This is a genomic window from Belnapia sp., assembly GCF_059504005.1.
This window is the reverse complement of sequence record NZ_JCACHU010000147.1, coordinates 62,751-80,410: the sequence shown is the minus strand read 5'-3', so window position 1 is coordinate 80,410 and position 17,660 is coordinate 62,751. Positions and strand designations below refer to the sequence as shown.

Below are 17,660 nucleotides of genomic sequence, written 5' to 3'. Positions count from 1 at the left end.
CAGGTGGGCCAAAATTCGTCAGCACACCCGGGCCAGAATCCGATAGCAAAGCCACTCCTGCTGCGGGAGAGGCTGCGGCTGACCTACCGCGGTTTGGAGGACCTTCTCCGCCTTGCGGGCCAACTCCGCCGCGTGCTCGGCCTTCGATCTGTCCCGGACCATGCGACGGTGTGGCGGTTCGCTCGCCATCACGTCAGCCCTGATCTGCTGGATGCGGCCCTGACTGAAACCGTCCGCCGCGCCCGTGGGGACACTGTGCGCGCATCCCAGATCGCGCTCGACTCCACCGGCCTCTTTCTCGCACACACATCCCGCTACTTTGAGTGGCGCGCGAAGCGGCACCGGGGCCAGCGCGGCTGGCTGAAATGGGCCTTCGCCATGTGGGTCGCGCCGCAGATCCTGTTGGCGCAGCGGGTCAGGCCGGGCCCGTGCGGCGACTTCACCGACCTGCCGCCTCTGGCAAGCGCGGCAGCCGCCCGCATGCCCTTCGAGCAGCTCCTGGCAGACGCAGGCCGTGACAGCGAGGCCAACCACCGCCACTGCCGTCAAGGCCTCGGCGTCGACAGTCTGATCCCGGCCAAGAAGCGGCGCTCGGCCCGCGTGGTCGCAACCACACCGCTGCGGCAGGAGATGGTCCAACGGCTCGGCACGCCAGGCGTCGAAGCCGATCGCGTCGCTTACCGTCAAAGGTGGAAGGTGGAGACCGTCATGTCCGTTGTGAAGCGGCGCCATGGCGAGGCGCTCACCGCCAGGCTGGATCCGACGCAGCGCCTCCAGGTGCCACTGCGCGGGCTCACTTACAACCTCCAGCGCCTCGTCCGCCTTGGTGCCCCCGTACGAGCCTCGCCACAAGGCAAGTCGAGCTAAGTAAATACTAGTACCCAACATAGTTTTTAAAGGCATTCGTGGACATGTGCATGTCTAGTACAGACGTCCGCAGTTGACGTCACAACTCACGCGGGCGCGATCACATGCTTCTATTGCAACGGTTGCAGGAACTGCTATAACAAATTCGTGATAATACAAACGTTGCTGTTTAATTTGTGGCGCACTGGGGCTGCCACGTTACTCTGCATTAAAATATGCGGCAGAAAGGGACGTTACGAAGAACAAAAACTTCAAAATTGGAACAGTACGGCAATCAAATGCGCTCTAAAGGGTACGCATTCAGTAATCGCAGCGCATTCCTGGTAGCAATAGTGGTTAAATACTTTGCCTTATCAAAGCGCCCCTTGCGCTAATCAAGATCAGTAGACGAAACGGGGTGCCGCTCTTTCTCGAACCACAGCACTTAACGCCAGCACGATTGGCCAAGCGGAGAAGCATGACCAATGCCTATCACGTCCAGCAATAATTTGGAGAAGATTGCGGCTAAAACACCACAAGCCAGCAATATCACCAGCGTCAACGAAAACCTCGCAGCAGTGAACATCGAGGTACTCGATGCATCCCTCGGCGGAGCCGCCAAAGACGTATATACGTTGGCTCAAGACACTACTAAGCTCGGGACCGTGTTGACAACCGCATACAGCACAATGGGCGCAGCCCTAAAGCTCAATACGGTTGCCGGCACTGCCGAGTACGGCACCATTAACTACGATCCTAGCCGCGCCGCAAACATTCAAGCTCTAGCGGCGGGTGAGACTGCAACAGACACTTTTATCTACACGATCCGCCTGGGCAATGGCGCCCTGAGTTCGGCGACGGTTTCGGCTACTCTGACTGGCTTAAACGACGTCGCCGCGATCACCGGCACCAGCACCGGGGCGGTGGCCGAGGATGGGACGCTCGCTGTTTCTAACAAGCTAACGGTGACCGATCCGGACCACGGCGAATCAATATTCAAAGTGGCCACTTCCTCCGATCTGGCCAAATCCTACGGTACATTCAACTTCAGTAGTGACGGCACTTGGCGCTATGCCCTCGACAACATCAAGGCGCAAACCTTGGTCGGCGGGCAAACCATCCATGAGATACTGACGGTAGCCTCTAAGGACGGCACCGCCACCCAAGCCATCGACGTCACTGTAAATGGCGTAAACGATGCAGCTGTGATCAGCGGCGATAAGGCCGGTGCGGCGTCCGAAGACGGCACACTTGCTGCTTCCGGCAAGCTTACCATCGCGGACGTCGACACTGGCGAGGCAGTGTTTCGGTCGCCGACGGCAGGCGACCTCGCCAAGACTTATGGCAGCTTCAGTTTCAACGCCGGCACTGGCGCCTGGGGCTACGCCCTTGACAATAGCAAAGCTCAGGCCCTTGCCGGTGGGCAGACCGTCCACGAGACACTGGTCGTCAAGTCCATCGATGGGACCGCCGCGCAGACCATCGATGTCACTTTGACGGGCCAAAATGACGCAGCCACAATCGCTGGCACAGCGGTAGGTACGGTAACGGAAGACGGAACACCGACTACCTCTGGTAAACTCACCGTCGCCGATGCCGACACTGGTGAAGCTGCGCTCTTGCCGCAAGCTAAGGCGACCGGGAGTTACGGGAGCTTCGACGTCGCGGCTGATGGCACCTGGGGCTACGCACTAGCCAATACATCAGCAGCGGTGCAGGCACTCAAGGCTGGGCAACAGGTCCACGACACTGTGGCCGTGAAGTCGGCCGACGGCGCCGCCACTCAAGTCATTGACGTCACAGTGACCGGTACCAATGACGTGGCGACGGTTGGTGGCCAGGACACGGGCTCCGTCAAGGAAGACGGCAGTTTGATCACCGGTGGCACGCTGACTGTGTCAGACGTGGACACGGGTGAGGCACGCTTCCAGGCCGCTGATCAGGCGGCACTGGCCGGCAAGTACGGCGCTTTCACCTTCGATGCAACCTCTGGCAAGTGGGGCTACACCCTTAACGGAAGCAACGCAGCGGTCCGGGCAATGGGCGAGGGAGACACGTTGGCTGATGCCCTCATGGTCAAATCGCTTGACGGGACGGCACACACTGTGACTGTCGCTATCGCTGGCACTAACCGCGCGCCAACCAATAGCGCGGGCTACCCCGACGAAGGGTCGGTGACAGAGCGGCCGGATGGAAGTTCCGACGAACTGGTCGGTACTCGCCACGAGTTTGACGCTCCTCCGGGCTATGCCGGGTATCAGGGCGGCGGCTTTTGGGTATACGACTCGGACCCTCATGATACTCACACCGTTTCCGTAACTCCCCTTGAGGACGGACATGTCAGCACGGTAACCGCGGTATTTAACCCAAATCAATATGACAACCCAACCATCGGCTTTGTCACCTGGGGATTCGGGGTCGATAACGCGGCGCTCGACCACTTGGCAGCCGGCCAACTTGTGGCCGAGCACTACCGCCTTGCGGCTATCGATAATCACGGCGCTTCCACCTATCGCGACATCACCATTAACCTCGTAGGAACCAACGACGCCGCGACGTTTGGCGGCAAGGACGCAGGTTCCGTCAAAGAAGATGAAACGTTAACGACGGGCGGTACACTAACCGTGTCGGACGTGGACACTGGTGAAGCTAAGTTCCAGGCGGTTGCACAGGCTGATCTGGTTAAAAGCTATGGTATGTTCAGCTTCGATACCGGCACCGGCGCATGGAGCTACTCCTTGGACAACGCCTCTGCCAACGTACAAGCTCTTACCGGCGGCCAAACTGTCCAAGATACACTAGTTGTGAAATCAATCGACGGCAGCGCTCACGCCATCGTCGCCACTATCGTTGGCAACAACGAGGCAGCTCCTGCTGTGCCATCTAACTTGGTTACGTTTGAAGACATTAATACGTTAGGCGGTCTTGTCAGTATTGCTGACGGATATAAAGGCTTCAACTGGGATGTTCCCGGAGGTCAAAACCTTAATGCAATCCCAGATACCTACGCTCCGGGGTCCGGATATGATTACGGCAGCATTGGTCCTGGTAATGTGGCGTCTTTCAACCCATTCGCGCTCAATCCGGTCACGATCAGTAAGAGTGATGGAAGCGACTTCACGTTCGACCAAGTCTACGCTACGTCAGCCTGGAATGCGGTTCAGCATGTTGTTTTCAAGGGATACAATGACGGGAGCCTGATCGGTGAGCAGGCGGTAACGCTCAACAATACTCACCCAACGCTTGTTGATGTGAGCTGGTCCGCAATTGATAAGTTGCAGATTACCGCCCTCGACGGTTCTCAGATGGTATTCGACAACTTCCTTATAGGCTGACTACGGACCGCTTAGGTCGACCGGCGGAGCGCGTTCGTGGCGCTCCGCTAGTGCTGCGTCCGGCCAAACAGTGAACCAGTCCGGCGCACCACTTGCCCATGCGGCTCGCTAACGGGCGCCGAGGCCAAGCCGCACAATTTGGCAACGTTGGCGCCAAGCTCCTGCGGCGGACGATGCAACGTGGCGCAAGCTGCGCCGCCAGCATCTCGAGCGGTATCCGCTCTGCCTACACTGCGAGACCTCAAGATCGACGGGCCGGTTGCACTGATCATGGCCATGGCCCGTGCTATGGCGAACGTCTCCAACAAGTCAGTCTACGAGGGGCGTGGCCTGCTCGTGTTTGGTTGATGGTTGTTCTACGTCAGCATATAACACATAGCGCGCCAGTTGCTCTAGATCTGAGAAAAAGAACTTTCGACACCGCTCGGCGGAACTGTTGGAATGAGGAGCCTTGCTAAGGTTTGCAGTTTTTGCTTTTCTTTTGGCAATGGTGCTCTGCTATTCGGCAGTTTTTATAATGACGTGCTGGGAGATGTGCTATGGCTATCGACCCGCGCCTTATAAGGATGAAAAAGGCGTTCGAATTGACAATCTCAAAACCGCCAGCCGGGCGCATTGTCCTATTAGTCGCAAGAGTTTGGCTGAGAGATGCTGCATCAGCGTCAGAGGTCGGAGTGATACCAGCGCAAGACCCGGGCGCCAGAGGTAAAGGTGGGGCTCCTATCGACGGGTTACGATTTCACAAACCTTCACTCAAAGAGTCTAATCTGCTCGAAATTGCGACCTGGAATACTGGCAAACCTTCAAATTTACAAGACATGGCCAACCCTACCCATGCTGAAAGGCAATTATGCGAGTTTCTCAATACGCCCAACAAAGAGCGCTATTTTAGTAGCATCGAAGTAGAGTTAACTCATAGTCCCTGTACCGCCTGCTGCGCAATGCTCGAAAAGCTGAAGTTCAAAAATCCTGGTTCTTCTGCTTCTCTGCGCTGGATTGAACCGTATGAAATCCCACCACAAGCCACTCGAAAAGATAATTTAGAAGATTTAATGGGCGTTGGTTGGGAACTAAGTGCTCCTGCGACTGGCCTTCCACTTTCTCCGGCGAAAGGGTTTGGAGAACGCTGGAGCCATAACGAGATTGGTCGTCCGGGCATGCGGATCAAGAGTCTTGACGTAAAACGCTGACTCAGGTCGCCATACCGATAAATATTGGCATGGCCACATTCATCGACAAAATTCTTCCATGGAGGCGCACTGCTGAGCGGAACCCGACGCAGATCGACGCGGACAACGCGACGGTCGAGAAGTCTGCTGGATGGTCTGCCTCATTCCCGAGCCCTGCGCTGTCTACAGCGTTCGGCACGTTCGCAAACAACACAGGGGCCGCAGTAACCCCTACGACCGCGCTACAAGCGAGCGCGGTCTATGCCTGCGTCAAGGACTCAGCGAAGACGTGGCCAAGCTGCCGTTGCGCCTCAGAAGCGCCCAGCACGCCGATAGCCGCACTACCTGGGTGGATGAAAACCGCCACCCGCTGAACCGGCTACTTCGCGCGCCCACACCTCGCAAGCCCCGTTCGCGTTTTGGTTTTACGTCGTGATCAGTCGATTTTGAGGGGGGACTTTTAAAATGATGATATAGCCCTAAACCGCGGCCTCTGCGCCCAATCGCGCTATCAAGCAATCAGAAAATCGTCCCTCGATTTGCCTGCAGCCTCAGCAACCTGAACCCACTTCGGCATCCGCCCCCTGCCGCTCCACAACTCCCCATTCGGGCCTCTGTACTTCGGTTGAACACCCTCGCCAGCGGAGGCCTTGGCCTTCCCTCGACCGCGCTTTGGCGCAGCCGGCACCTCGCCGAAAAGGTCACGGATAGAGAGCCCGAGCGCCTTGGCCCTCTTCTCTGTCTCCTCGATGAAAGCCTGTCGCTCGCCCTCCGCCTTTTGCTGAATTGCAGCCTCAACGGCGGAAGCGATCTGACGAAGTTCAGCTACCCCCAAGGCCTCAAGTCCGAAAAGGATTTGGTCGACACCGAGAGCATCGGAACTTTGGTCAAGCTTCCGCTTGGTCCTGGAAGTCGTATCAGAATCGGTCATGGCTCACTTTCCGTCGTTGAGCGTGTATTTCGTACCATTCCCAGCGTTTGCAAAGCGCCCAAGGGTTTGTGGACTCCAGGGGTTCTACGAGGAAGCGGCGTGCCTGCCATTATTTGGTCCCAAACAAATCTCTCATTTGAAGGCTCTGAAGTCTGCCGCTTACTTTGTGGCCAGCTATATCGGCCACGCATCGCTGGCGTCACCTAAAAGCCGTTTGTAGCGATTCATTCTTCATCGGTCGCTTGCGTGGGCCCAAGCCGATTGGATTTCTTTCGGCGCGAGCAGTCGATGGAAGGTCTATTACCTTGCAAGCGCAACCCTTATCATCCCTAAAGGGAGCTTACGGGTGCTTTTCTTTTGATAAGACAAAAAAGGAGGGGAAAGGAGGAAGGGGCATTATGCGTTACATTTTCAATCGCCACCTCCCGATGCCCAATTCTTCCGCCAGCCCCGTTCACGCTCCCTCAAGTCCCCTTCAGCCCACCTTGAGCACCGCCTCAAACCCGATCCGGGAGCGGTAGGCGTGCTTCATCACCGCCTCAAGCTCGACTTGGTGGCGCTTAGCGAGGATGAAGCTGTCGTGGATGCCGAGGCAGGGGGTGTTTTGCTCCGCGAAGTGCAGCATCACCGCCTCTGCGAGGTCGGAATCCACGCGCTGTAGCTTGAGGCCGATGCCGGTGCCGATGTGGGGAATGATCAGAGGAAGGCCAGCGGTGATCCGAGCGCACAGCTCACGCCACCGCATTCCCGCCTCGTCGACCCGGAACCACTTCGGCGGCTGGCTGGTCCCGTTCTCCATGTTAAGCAGCGCCATCATTGCCTGCTTGACCAAGCTTCGGTCCGCATCGACGAGAGCATGTAGCGCGTCCAGTGCTTTTGCGCCTTCGTCGAGGCGGTGTATGAGCCGGGTATGGAGGGAGCCGTAGTCCAGCTACGTGACGCCGTCACCGTCGCCGTCGATTACAATGCGCTTGCGCCGAGCCTTGGGCAGCGATTTCCATTCTGCTACCTAGAACCGCCGCCCAGGTCGACATTGCCGCGATCGACGGAGCGGCGAACCGCTGGCGCTCACCGCACCTTAGCAACTGCTGAGAGCTGATTTTGAAACGACCTATTGCTTAGCGAATGCGCCGCGCAATGGACGCAGTAAGCGGGCTACGTCGGTTGCAACAACTCCTGCCACATCCGTGTGTTGGTGACGGCAGAGATCAACCTCAGCGGTTGACCTGAGCATAGCAGAAAGTCTTTTCGCATCGTAGTTGGAAGTAGACCCGTCCAACCAGTCGCCCACTTCGTTGGGACCCAGAATGGCAGGCATCCATTCTCCCGTTACCGCGTCATTACCGCGGCTTGGGACCATAAAGATTGCGAACCAAGCGTCGAATTCTGGTGTTGGGTTCGCGAGCTCATCGAAGTCGCACGTATAATCCACCGTGCAGGCGATTAACATTGGGCCGCCGTCTCGTCGCAATACTGCGCATGTGTTTTCGTGTTGCGGCAAGTGGTGATTGGGTTCAGCAGCGTCGAGGTAGCCCGTCACTGCGATAAGGCCACGCCGAAACGGCACCATCCGGTCATATGCTGCTTTCATCCGGCTCGCCAGTTTCACCGATGTTGCACCTTCACAGTATGTGTCTGGCGCTGGACGACTTTTCAGTCCCGGCAATCCTTGAACTTGTTGCTTCGAGAAGCCGAACGTCGCGGGTGTGACGGCTCGCCGCTTCGCCTTGGTCCGCGTTGAATCCAGATGAACTATTGGCGCGACATTGCCTGCGGCAAGGATTGAGCGGGGTTCGATTGATCCTTCGAACTGGCGAGCATCAAGTAAGTTCGCAATGTCTGGGGCAAGCAGGTTAGCTATCAGGCGTACCGGCATGATTAGGTTCCTTTTGGTTGAAGTTGCGGCCGATGGACGAGGATTGGGTAGGTTTTGACCTTGAGTTCGATGCCGCTTTCGCGCCGCGAAATGCTGAGAATTAGGTCGCAGGCGAGGTCCGCAGCAGGAGCCGGGACAAGGATGCCGTCATGGATAGGCATCCCAAGGATGCCTTGCGCATTCAGCGCCTGGACCACCGCGAGCATGATGTCGCTCTCGATGCCCATCAGCATGTGCGGAAGCACCCGCTTCGGGTTCGCAACGGCCTCAAACTCGCTGGCGAGGCGCCATGGTTCGGCCAACCAAGGGTATTGCTTGAGGACAGCAGCCATTACCTTGAGCGGGTCAAGGGCAGCCAGCTCCGGCATCTTCGCAAGCCGTTTCTTCGGCCACTTCCGGACAGGGCTACCTTTGCCCAAGGTCGCGTTGATCCAGACCTTGACGACCTTCCGATTGGGTCCGGGGATGGCGTAAGGGTCGCTTTCAGGGAGCGGCAGGCTCATCAAGGCGTGCATAATGGACAGATGCGAGGCGCTGATGTCGATTTCGACGACTGGCTCGCCGTTGATCCGGATGTCGTTGACCCGCCGGTCGGCCGGCATGGATTGGTAGTTGCCATCGCCCACCGCATGGAGCCGCCCGTATAGGCGCCAATCGCCCCGGAAGTGGCGTTGCCATCGCGGAGGGCGGCATCCGGTGACGTCATGCTGCGCGGCGAAGGCGTTCAGGCGCTCGACCTCGGCCTGGAGGGAGGCGGCGACGAGGTCGTGCTGGTCGATCCGAAGCTTGCGTCCCCTACCAGCGTTCGGGTGCGCCGTGATTTCCCACAGGACGATCGGCTCGCGGACCTTCGGCACCTTTTGCGAGGTTGATTTCCGCCAGCCAAAGTCGGTGGCCACGGTCGCGGTATCGATGCCGTAAGAGGCGGCGAGGGTAAGCAATCCCTGCGTTGGCCAGAAGCGTGAGGCGGCGCCCTTGGAGCCATCCGGGAGCCGACCGCCTTTGCGGCGGTGAAGAAGGTGCTCTTTCTTCATCCACCGCATGGCATCGGCGAAGGCCGGGTAACCTATGTCCTCGCCCGTGAAGGTATTGGCGAAGAGGCTGCGGGAAACAGCCCGAGGGGGTGTCTCGGCCCATGCGAGGAGGAGGTTGCCGACGATGGCGCCTATAGCAGCCCGGAGCTGTCGGTCGGCATCCGCCCGGCGTGCCCGGGTGCGGGTCTTGGCATGATCTTCGATGAGGATAACGCGCCGATGAATCTCGCTTACCAAAGCCTCGGCAGCCGGGTTTACCGGGGTCCGGCGGAGGTTGAGATAAAGCGATTCACTGACAGCTTTCCGTGAAAGCTTCTCCGGGGTGAACCGGAAGCCGCCCATTCGGTCGAGTGGGGATGCAGCCCGGAGCGGAAGCACTACCTCGGGCTTCGGCCTTGGCTTCTTTCTCCGAATTCGACGCGCCGCGGGTGTCTTGGAGAGATTTTCAGGCTCATCGGAGGCTTCGTAGTCAAAAAGTGAGCCGACTCTCTCCTCCGGAGCTACGTCTGGAGGGTTAGAATCTTCGCCAAAGAAGTTCCGAAGCCAATCATGGTCTGAGGTATTCTCAGCCTCTTCTTTAAAGGCCTTATTCTTATACGGCCCCCCGGAGGGAAGCCTACTAGTAGACTTAAGCGTGCCATCGTTTGCCGGTGAGCCATCTTGCCCAACCTCGGCGGGAATCACATCGCACATAGGTCCCCTTCAGCCGCAGCACGGAGGTATCCGCACAGCAGTCGATATTGGACCTACGCCTGGTGATTCAGACGCAGGAGGTTATGAACAGCGGCCGTATCAGGCGGCCAGACGAGGATATCGGAGAGCCGCATACCCATCGCACACCGTTTGTATACGCTTCACGGAGACGAGAGGTCAAGTTGATTCGGTCGCTCCCACGCCAGTCCGCTACATGATCCGTTATGCTCATCGACCTCGCCCTAGGCTCCGGCCTCAATCAGGTCCATCCGTGTAGGATGGCGGCGATGGCGATGGCTGAGGCGAAGTTGGCGGCGAGCTTGTCTTATCGGGTATGGATGCGGCGCCAGTCCTTCAGGCGCCCGATGGTGCGCTCGATGATGTTGCGGGCCCGGTAGGCGCGCTTGTTGAAGGGGTGCCGGTTCTTGCGGGTGGGATTGTTGGGGATGACGGGCGTGGTGCCGCGCCCAAGCAGGAAGTGGCGCAAGCCGTTGCTGTCATAGGCGGTGTCGGCGAGCAGTCGGTTGGGCGGCGGCAGGTTGGCCAGCAGGCCGTGGGCGGGCCGCAGATCGCCCATCTGCCCGGGCGTGACGGTGAAGGCAAGGACCCGCCCGGCGCCGTCCACGACCAGGTGGATCTTGGTGCCCCGCCCGCCGCGCGAGCGGCCTATGGCTTGGCGGTCGGCCCCCCTTTGCCGCCCGCGGCCGAGCGGTGGGCCTTGGCGGTGGTGCTGTCGATCAACTGCAGCCCGCCCGGTGTCGCCTGCACCAGGGCCGCCAGCATGCCGGTCCAGATGCCCCGCCCCGACCACCGGTGATAACGGTTGTAGATCGTCGTCGGCGGCCCATAGCAGGCCGGGCAGTCCTGCCACCGGCCGCCATTCCGCAGCATGTGCACGATGCCGCTGATCACCCGCCGGTCGTCCACCCGACGCGCGCCGGCCTGGTTGGTCGGCAGCAGCGGTGCGATCGCCGCCCACTGCCGGTCCGTCAGCCAGAACTCTCCCGCCATGACCCAAACTCCAATACCCCAGAGTTTGAATCACACCTCGCCGCGTCGCGCCCAGAACTGATTGGGTTTAGAGCCTAGAGCGCTTTAACGGAAATGATGAACCGTGAAGCGATCCCATCCGAGTGAGCACCCGAACTGAGGTTTAAGCGCGAGGGTGTGGTATCGGCCTTTCGACTGATTTGTTTGGCGATCGGGTGCATCGATTATCCGGACCCCCACCCTGGCCCAAGTCCACCCTTAAGCACACGCGGTTCTCCCGTGCAGCGGGCGATACTTTGCTTTGCCCCTGCCGCCGGCCGCATTCCCGTGCCGGGCAGTAAGGATAGAGCAAGCGCCTTCTGTCATGGCGCGCGACAAATCACGGGCGGAACCTTAAATAACGCATCCCCAGCAACCGCTTTCCGACCGATCGCCTCGGCCGTGGCCGTGGCCGTCTCATAGCGGCTTGCCCGTGCGGGACGTCTCAGTCCGGCCGATACGAGTCCCACATGAATGGGATTGACTATTGAGACTCGTTGCGGAGCGATAGTCTTAGACCCGTGCGGGACTCTCCGCCGGGGATGGGGCTTCAACCATGGGCATGACCGTCGGCTACGCGCGCACTTCCACCCTCGATCAAGAGGCCGGCTTGGAGGCGCAGGAGCGCGACTTGGCGGCTGCCGGATGCGAGAAGGTGTTCGCGGAGCGGGTGTCGTCGGTGGCGCCCAGGGCGAAGCTCGAAGCGGTTCTGGACTTCGTCCGGGAGGGCGACACGTTGACAGTCACCAAGCCGGATCGCTTGGCCCGCAGCGTCGCCGACATGCTCGCCATCATAGCGCGGCTTGAAGCGAAGGGCGTTGCGCTCCGCGTCCTTTCCATGGGCGGCTCCGAGGTCCATACCCGGACGCCAACGGGAAAGCTGATGCTCACCATGCTCGGCGCCGTGGCGGAGTTTGAACGAGCCTTAATGTTGGAGCGTCAAAGGGAAGGCATCGCCAAGGCGAAGGCCGAAGGGAAGTATAAGGGGCGGGTTCCCACTGCGCAGCGGCAGGCGGCCGACGTTCGAAACCTTCGGGCCCAAGGTGTGAAGCCGGCGGAGATTGCGGCCCGCCTTGGAATAGGCCGGGCGAGCGTCTACCGGTTGCTGCAAGCCGTGCCAGCGAGCTGAAGCACTTCGCAAGCTCCGCCGCAATCAACCGGTAGGCGTTCTGCTCTAGGCCGGGGGCATGAGCCTATTTGTCGATGAACCGCCCCAAGCCGCCTCTCGCCCCGGACCGGAGCAAACCGCTGCGCACGGGCCGCTCGGCGGCCCTTCTTACACGTACCGAAACGCGGGGATCGACTGCTTGAAGGGCGGTCATGTCTGCCTCCTGCGAATGGCTAGTCACCCATTGGACGGGCGCAGCTTCGGCGTAGTCGGCACTATCACGCCGCTGGTTGATCTGTGGCTAGATGAGGGGCGGTTGCCGAATTACATGCGGCTGGTGGGCAAGGCGGGGTGAAGAGATGTGCCAGCCGGACCCCGGGCCCAAACTGGTGATCGTTGGCTCGAAATGCGGCGCTCGCTATGTCGACCCCGGTGGCGATGCGTCGCCTTGGCGGTGGTGGGTCTGTAGTGCGGCGCTATCGCGTGAGCAGGCAGCCTAGCGTCCGGGCACGCACCATCCGCCACGTGGCCCGCGCCCCTCATAGGGATGCGCCAGGCCCGCCCTTATCATCGTCGCGGCCACGTCTCCGCCTGTCGGGGTGCGGGCCGCCGCAAGGGTGCGTCCGTACCGGTCGCGGCCATGACGGTCCAGGCGCAGACCACCATCGGCAAGATGCCGCAGCAGCTTTGTCGCCTGCTCAGCAAGCTGGCGCTCGCGCGGGCATTTACCGTGCGTCTCCGGTGCGTCGAAGTGCATCAGGCGCACCTTCTCGCCGCCGGCCGTCACGACGGTGTCGCCGTCAACCACCCGGGCGATGCGCTCGGCCGAGGCTGGTGAGGCTGCCAGCGCCAAGCCGAATGCTGCGGCAGTTACAACTTGCATGCGGGCTATCCCTTTAGCCAAGCAGGCTACCTTGGAATGGCTTAACCCTGTCCTTCTCTGCCGGCGCACCATTCGGCGGCCAAGCCGTTACCCGGATCGGCGCGCCTCGGCAGCCGCACTGTCCGCAACGCATCCGTGCGGTCATCTCCCACACCGACAAATGACCGTATTTCCGGGCCAAAGCTTGCGCTGACATCCAGCGTCGGTGGTCGCAACTGCGGCACCAAATCTCCAGCGTGCAACAGCCGCGGGCTAGGTGACCAACCCGCGTGAGGGCCAGCGCGGGATCACTGCCAACGCCCATGCTCGGCCACTGGCTCACCCGCGTTCTCCCCGCACAACAACCCTCTGCTCCGTCCGGAGCCGCAGCATCACCGCGTTGCGGACCTCCCCTGCGCAAGAACTGCACCGCATGCGGTTGAGGTACTCATGCAGCGGCAGGGCGGGATGCGCTTGGGCAAGCTCGGCCACCTCGAAAATCCGGCGACGGGGGCAACGCGGGCCGCCACAGTCAATCAGCAGCGACCATCCGGACCAGTCGGCCAGCGGAGCTGCGAGCATCAACCGTCGACGTTTGAAGTCAGAGAGGTTGTGGCCCATCAGCGTCGCGGCGCTTGGAAACAACTGACGACGATCATGGCGGCCTCAAACAACATGCAGGCTGGCAGGGCGGGGTGGTGCGCTCGGGCAGCGAGGTAGGCCGCCTCCGCGGCGCCAGCGGCATCTTGCCCGGAGGCAAGAGCACACGCTTTGGCCAGTTCCCTGGCGCGTAGGGTGCCGGGATTTAGCCAGTTGGGCGGGAAGTCCAATGGAGCGTGATCCGGAGCATCGGCCATGCCGGCAGGATGCCGTGGCCGACAGAACGAATCAAGAACGTGCGCAGCCGAAGATCGACGCCGAATGGGTTACGTTCGGCCCGATGGCCCGGCCAGAGTGGTTGCCAAGGCAGGTATCCGCACCCGAGATTTCTTTCGGAACGTGCTTGGGCATGACCGTAGACTCGCGGTTGCAAAGCCTTCGGTGGATCAAGGACAAAGCAAAAAGCCGACACACCAAAGCCCTGCGTATTTGTTATATTATAACATCGTATTTAGCCGATAATTTATGCCCCTGTTGCGGCTCGACTGGCCCGACCGCAAGTATGCCTTGTCTGGACCGCTGCAGGCGTCCGGTGCTGACGGAGGGTTTGCCGATGTCGGAGTCGATGTCGTTTGAGGAGCGAAGGGCGGCTGACAAGGCGGCTCTCGACAGAGAGATTCGCCGAGAAGGACGCATGCTGATCTTCGCCGCAATAGGAAGTGCAGTAGGCTTTCTCGCCCTGGTCGCCGCTGGGCCGTTTATCTTCGCCTTGTTGAGGCGGCTCTGGGCCTATTACGGAGTGGCTTGAGAACGTCAAAAAGCAAGGCAGCTGCTACAATGAGCCGCTACAATTGCCGCGGCGCGCTTACGCTAAGTAACTGATTTTATTGACTGAAACCTGCCTGGCGTCCCCAACGGGATTCGAACCCGTGTTACCAACGTGAAAGGCTGGTGTCCTAGGCCTCTAGACGATGGGGACAGGCCTCGGCGGGGCCCTGGCGGGCCTGCGGGCGGCTCCACTACACTGCCTTGCCGGCAACGTCCAGCCTCGCGGCCCCGACGGGGCGACGGGCCCGGGCCGGAGCCGGCCCCGCGAAACCCCCGTCCGCCATCCGCGACCTCCTCGCCCTGGCAAGGCCCCGAGTCCCGGCATCGGTGGGCGCCGCGCTCGGTTGCCTGCCCCGCTGACGCCTCCAGCGTGCAAGGCTTCCAGATGCTCTATGGCACAAGTTGAATTTCGGATCGCGCTTGCGGGAGCATGGACGCGATCGCGCGAGCACGGGTTTCGCCGTCCGGGCCACGCCGCTAGGCAGGTCGCCATGCACCGCCGAACCCTCATGCTCGGCGCCCTCGCGCCGGCCGCCTTCGCCTCGCCTGCCCTCGCCACCCAGCGGACGGCCCCGGGCCTGAGACGCCTCACCCTTCGCCACGCCGCGACCGGCGCCCGCTTCAGCGGCGTCTACCATGACGGCCGCGGCGTCGATCCCGCGGCGCTTGCCGACATCTCCGCCGTCCTGGCCGACAGCCGCAGCGGCACCGTCCACGCCTTCGACCCGACCGCCATCGACATCCTCTGGGAGGCCGGCCAGCGAACCCGCTGGCGCGGCGAGTTCCTGGTCGTCTCCGGCTTCCGGACGCCCGAGACCAACAGCTTGGTCTGCGGCGCCGGCAACAGCCAGCACCTCGTCGCCCGGGCCCTCGATGTCTGCCTGCCTGCCGCCCAGATGCCAGGGTTCGCCAATGTGGCGCTGGAGATGCGCCGCGGCGGCGTCGGCGTCTACAACAGCCGCAACTTCGTGCATCTGGACAGCGGCCCGGTGCGGCGCTGGGGCGATGTCCCGGGCGGCGCCTCCGGCCAGGCAGCGCCTGCGGCGCCTGAGGATCCCATCGCCCGCATCGCCGAGGCCTGGGCGGCCATGCGCCGCAACTGAGGCGCCAACTCGCGCGCCCGTAGAACGCCTTCCGGTTGCACCTCTGGCTATCCCGTCCCACACCGGACCTGAGGGATGCGATGGCTGGCCTGGGCGAGGGTTTCCGCATCCGGTGGCGGGCAGACGACCTGCCTGCCGGCCTGGCCGAGGCTCAGCGGTAGTAGCGCCGCGGCCGCGGGGCATAGCGCGCCCGCGGCGGCGGGTAGGGCCGGTAGTAGCGGCGCGGCGGCGGGGCGTAATGACGGCGGCCGTAGCGCCGCGGCGGCGCATAGTGCCGGCGGTACTGCGCCGGCATGAGCAGCCCGGTCCCGGCCACCGAGAGCCCCGGCGCCGCAGGGGCCGCTCCGGCCCCGCATGACAGCCCAAGCCCCAGCATCACGGCGAACAGCAAGCGGCGCATGCCCATGGTCCCGGCCTCCATGGCCGGGACAACGTGCCACCCGGCCGAAGGCTGCCTCGGGCCGATGTCAGCCCGGCTGCACCGGCGCCGCATCCACGACATGCAGGCAGGCGCTGACCGCATCGTTCCAGCGCTCGGCCCTGATCTGGCCGCAGAGATGCAGCGGCCCGGCCTGCCGCGCCAGCAACGCCTCGGCCAGCGGCCCTTCCTTCGCACGGAAGCAGATGGCCTTCAGCCGCCCGCCCGCCTCGCCTTCGAGGAAGGCGCGGATGGTGTTCCCCTCCTTGCCCACGCGGTCGGCGCGGACCACCCGCGCCCGCGGCAGGACGAAAACCGGCTCCTCGTTCCCCGCCCCGAAGGGCGCCAGCCGCTCCACCTGGCAGGCGAGGTCCGTGGTCGCCGCCGGCACCGCGACGCTCCCCTCGACAACGAGGTCCGCCGCCCCAGGCAGCCCCTTCGCCACCGCCAGCCGCTCATTGAGGAAGGCATGGAAAGCCTCCCTGCGCGCCTCGAGGAGGCTGAACCCGGCCGCCATGGCATGCCCGCCGCCGGTCTCGAGTAGTCCGGCCTGCCGCGCCGCGATCACCGCCGCGCCGAGATCCACCCCAGGCACCGACCGCCCGGATCCCTTCGCCATACCGCCCGCCAGCCCCGCGACGCAGGCAGGCCGGTTGAACTTCTCCTTCACCCGCCCGGCCACGATGCCGACGACGCCCGGATGCCAGCCGTCGCCGCAGACCAGCAGCACGGGATGCCCTGCCTTGTACTGCGCCTCGGCCGCGGCGAAGGCGGCGCCGAGCACCTCGGCCTCCACTTCCTGCCGCCGCCGGTTGACGACATCCAGCCGCTCCGCCATCGCCCGCGCCTCGATCGGGTCGTCGCAGAGCAGCAGCCGCATCCCGAGATCCGGCTCATCCACCCGCCCGGCGGCATTGATCCGCGGCCCGAGCACGAAGCCGAGCGAATGCGCCGTCGGCAGGTCCCGCACCAGCCCGACATCGAGCAGCGCGGCAACGCCCGCCCGCCCGCGCCGCGCCATCACCTTCAGCCCCTGCGCCACCAGCGCGCGATTGACGCCGGTGAGCGGCATCACGTCGCAGACCGTCGCCAGCGCCACCAGGTCGAGCAGCTCGATCGGCGAGGGCTCCTCGACCTTGGTGAAATGCCCTGCCTTGCGCAGCACGCGGTGCAGCGCGACGACGGCGAGGAAGGCCACCGCCGCCGCGCACAGGTTCCTGAGCCCCGAGCTGCAGTCTAGCCGGTTGGGATTGACCGCGGCCGCCACGCGGGGCACCGGCCCCTCCGACTTGTGGTGGTCGAGCACCACCACATCCGCCCGCCCCTCGGCCGCCGCCAGTGCCTCATGCGCCGCGATGCCGCAATCGACGCAGACGATGAGCGTCGCCCCGCGCTCGCACAGTGCCCGGATCGCCGCAGGATTGGGCCCGTAGCCCTCCTTCAGCCGGTCCGGCACATAATGCGAGACGGTGCAGCCGAGCCGCCGCAGCGCGCGCACCATCAGCGCGCCGGAGCAGGCCCCGTCGACATCGTAGTCGCCGAAGACGGCGACCGTCTCGCCGCTGCGCACCGCCCAGGCCAGGCGCTCGGCCGCCGCATCCATGTCGATCAGCCGCGAGGGGTCCGGCAGCATCGCCCTGAGCGTCGGCTCGAGGAAATCGCCGACCTCCTCGAGCTGCACGCCCCGCGCCGCCAGCAGCCGCCCGACGAGCTCCGGCAGCCCGGCCCGCTGCGCGATGGCGAGGCCGAGCCGCTCCTCCGCCTCGCGCCAGACCCAGCGCCGCCCGGTGAGGCTGCGGCCGATACCAAGGACAGGCTCCAACATCAC

The 17,660-nt window shown here is 62.6% G+C and carries 13 protein-coding genes, 1 tRNA gene and 1 pseudogene; 5 read left to right on the top strand and 10 right to left on the bottom strand.

Annotation, left to right across the window (positions count from 1 at the left end; translation table 11 throughout):
- From AC5JJ1_RS21320 to AC5JJ1_RS21310, 3 genes are all read left to right on the top strand, one after another.
- The coding region (locus AC5JJ1_RS21320) for a transposase (protein ID WP_495787120.1) at positions 1–867 on the top strand (867 nt) is incomplete at its 5' end.
- 464 nt (positions 868–1,331) lie between these two features.
- A complete protein-coding gene (locus AC5JJ1_RS21315; RefSeq protein ID WP_495787119.1) occupies positions 1,332–4,181 on the top strand; it encodes a VCBS domain-containing protein in 2,850 nt (949 codons plus the stop codon).
- A gap of 539 nt (positions 4,182–4,720) precedes the next feature.
- Positions 4,721–5,371 carry a hypothetical protein gene (locus tag AC5JJ1_RS21310; protein ID WP_495787118.1) on the top strand — a complete coding sequence of 217 codons (651 nt, stop codon included), beginning with the start codon at positions 4,721–4,723 and terminating at the stop codon, positions 5,369–5,371.
- Positions 5,372–5,861: 490 nt separating this feature from the next.
- On the opposite strand, the gene AC5JJ1_RS21305 is transcribed toward AC5JJ1_RS21310, so the two are convergent.
- From AC5JJ1_RS21305 to AC5JJ1_RS21280, 6 genes and pseudogenes are all read right to left on the bottom strand, one after another.
- On the bottom strand, positions 5,862–6,281 hold the full coding sequence (locus AC5JJ1_RS21305) for an H-NS histone family protein (RefSeq protein ID WP_495787117.1): 420 nt from the start codon (positions 6,279–6,281) through the stop codon (positions 5,862–5,864).
- 475 nt (positions 6,282–6,756) lie between these two features.
- Entirely contained in the window at positions 6,757–7,098 is a 342-nt protein-coding gene (locus AC5JJ1_RS21300) for a hypothetical protein (protein WP_495787116.1), read from the bottom strand.
- Between the two features lie 294 nt (positions 7,099–7,392).
- Positions 7,393–8,157 (bottom strand): hypothetical protein, encoded by a 765-nt coding sequence (locus AC5JJ1_RS21295; protein WP_495787115.1) that lies wholly within the window; start codon positions 8,155–8,157, stop codon positions 7,393–7,395.
- Positions 8,158–8,159: 2 nt separating this feature from the next.
- The gene (locus AC5JJ1_RS21290; protein ID WP_495787114.1) at positions 8,160–9,533 is read right to left on the bottom strand and encodes a hypothetical protein; all 1,374 of its coding nucleotides are present in this window, start codon (positions 9,531–9,533) and stop codon (positions 8,160–8,162) included.
- A 676-nt stretch (positions 9,534–10,209) separates the two neighbouring features.
- Entirely contained in the window at positions 10,210–10,695 is a 486-nt protein-coding gene (locus tag AC5JJ1_RS21285) for an IS5 family transposase (RefSeq protein WP_495787113.1), read from the bottom strand.
- Between the two features lie 32 nt (positions 10,696–10,727).
- A pseudogene (locus tag AC5JJ1_RS21280) lies at positions 10,728–10,895 on the bottom strand (transposase); the annotation flags it as partial.
- A 580-nt stretch (positions 10,896–11,475) separates the two neighbouring features.
- Between AC5JJ1_RS21280 and AC5JJ1_RS21275 the strand changes: the two are divergent.
- Complete coding sequence (locus AC5JJ1_RS21275; protein WP_495787123.1) at positions 11,476–12,042, top strand: recombinase family protein; 567 nt, start codon at positions 11,476–11,478, stop codon at positions 12,040–12,042.
- Positions 12,043–12,517: 475 nt separating this feature from the next.
- On the opposite strand, the gene AC5JJ1_RS21270 is transcribed toward AC5JJ1_RS21275, so the two are convergent.
- Together AC5JJ1_RS21270 and AC5JJ1_RS21265 are read right to left on the bottom strand one after the other, a co-directional pair.
- Positions 12,518–12,778: a thermonuclease family protein gene (locus AC5JJ1_RS21270; RefSeq protein ID WP_495787122.1), complete on the bottom strand. Its 261-nt coding sequence runs from the start codon at positions 12,776–12,778 to the stop codon at positions 12,518–12,520.
- Positions 12,779–14,386: 1,608 nt separating this feature from the next.
- Positions 14,387–14,462, bottom strand: a tRNA-Glu gene (locus tag AC5JJ1_RS21265).
- Positions 14,463–14,802: 340 nt separating this feature from the next.
- Between AC5JJ1_RS21265 and AC5JJ1_RS21260 the strand changes: the two genes are divergently transcribed.
- Positions 14,803–15,414 (top strand): YcbK family protein, encoded by a 612-nt coding sequence (locus AC5JJ1_RS21260; protein ID WP_495787112.1) that lies wholly within the window; start codon positions 14,803–14,805, stop codon positions 15,412–15,414.
- 151 nt (positions 15,415–15,565) lie between these two features.
- Here AC5JJ1_RS21260 and AC5JJ1_RS21255 read toward each other — a convergent pair whose 3' ends face one another.
- Both AC5JJ1_RS21255 and recJ read right to left on the bottom strand, forming a co-directional pair.
- Entirely contained in the window at positions 15,566–15,814 is a 249-nt protein-coding gene (locus AC5JJ1_RS21255) for a hypothetical protein (protein ID WP_495787111.1), read from the bottom strand.
- 67 nt (positions 15,815–15,881) lie between these two features.
- Positions 15,882–17,657 (bottom strand): single-stranded-DNA-specific exonuclease RecJ, encoded by a 1,776-nt coding sequence (recJ, locus tag AC5JJ1_RS21250; RefSeq protein WP_495787110.1) that lies wholly within the window; start codon positions 17,655–17,657, stop codon positions 15,882–15,884.
- Positions 17,658–17,660 lie beyond the last annotated feature (3 nt).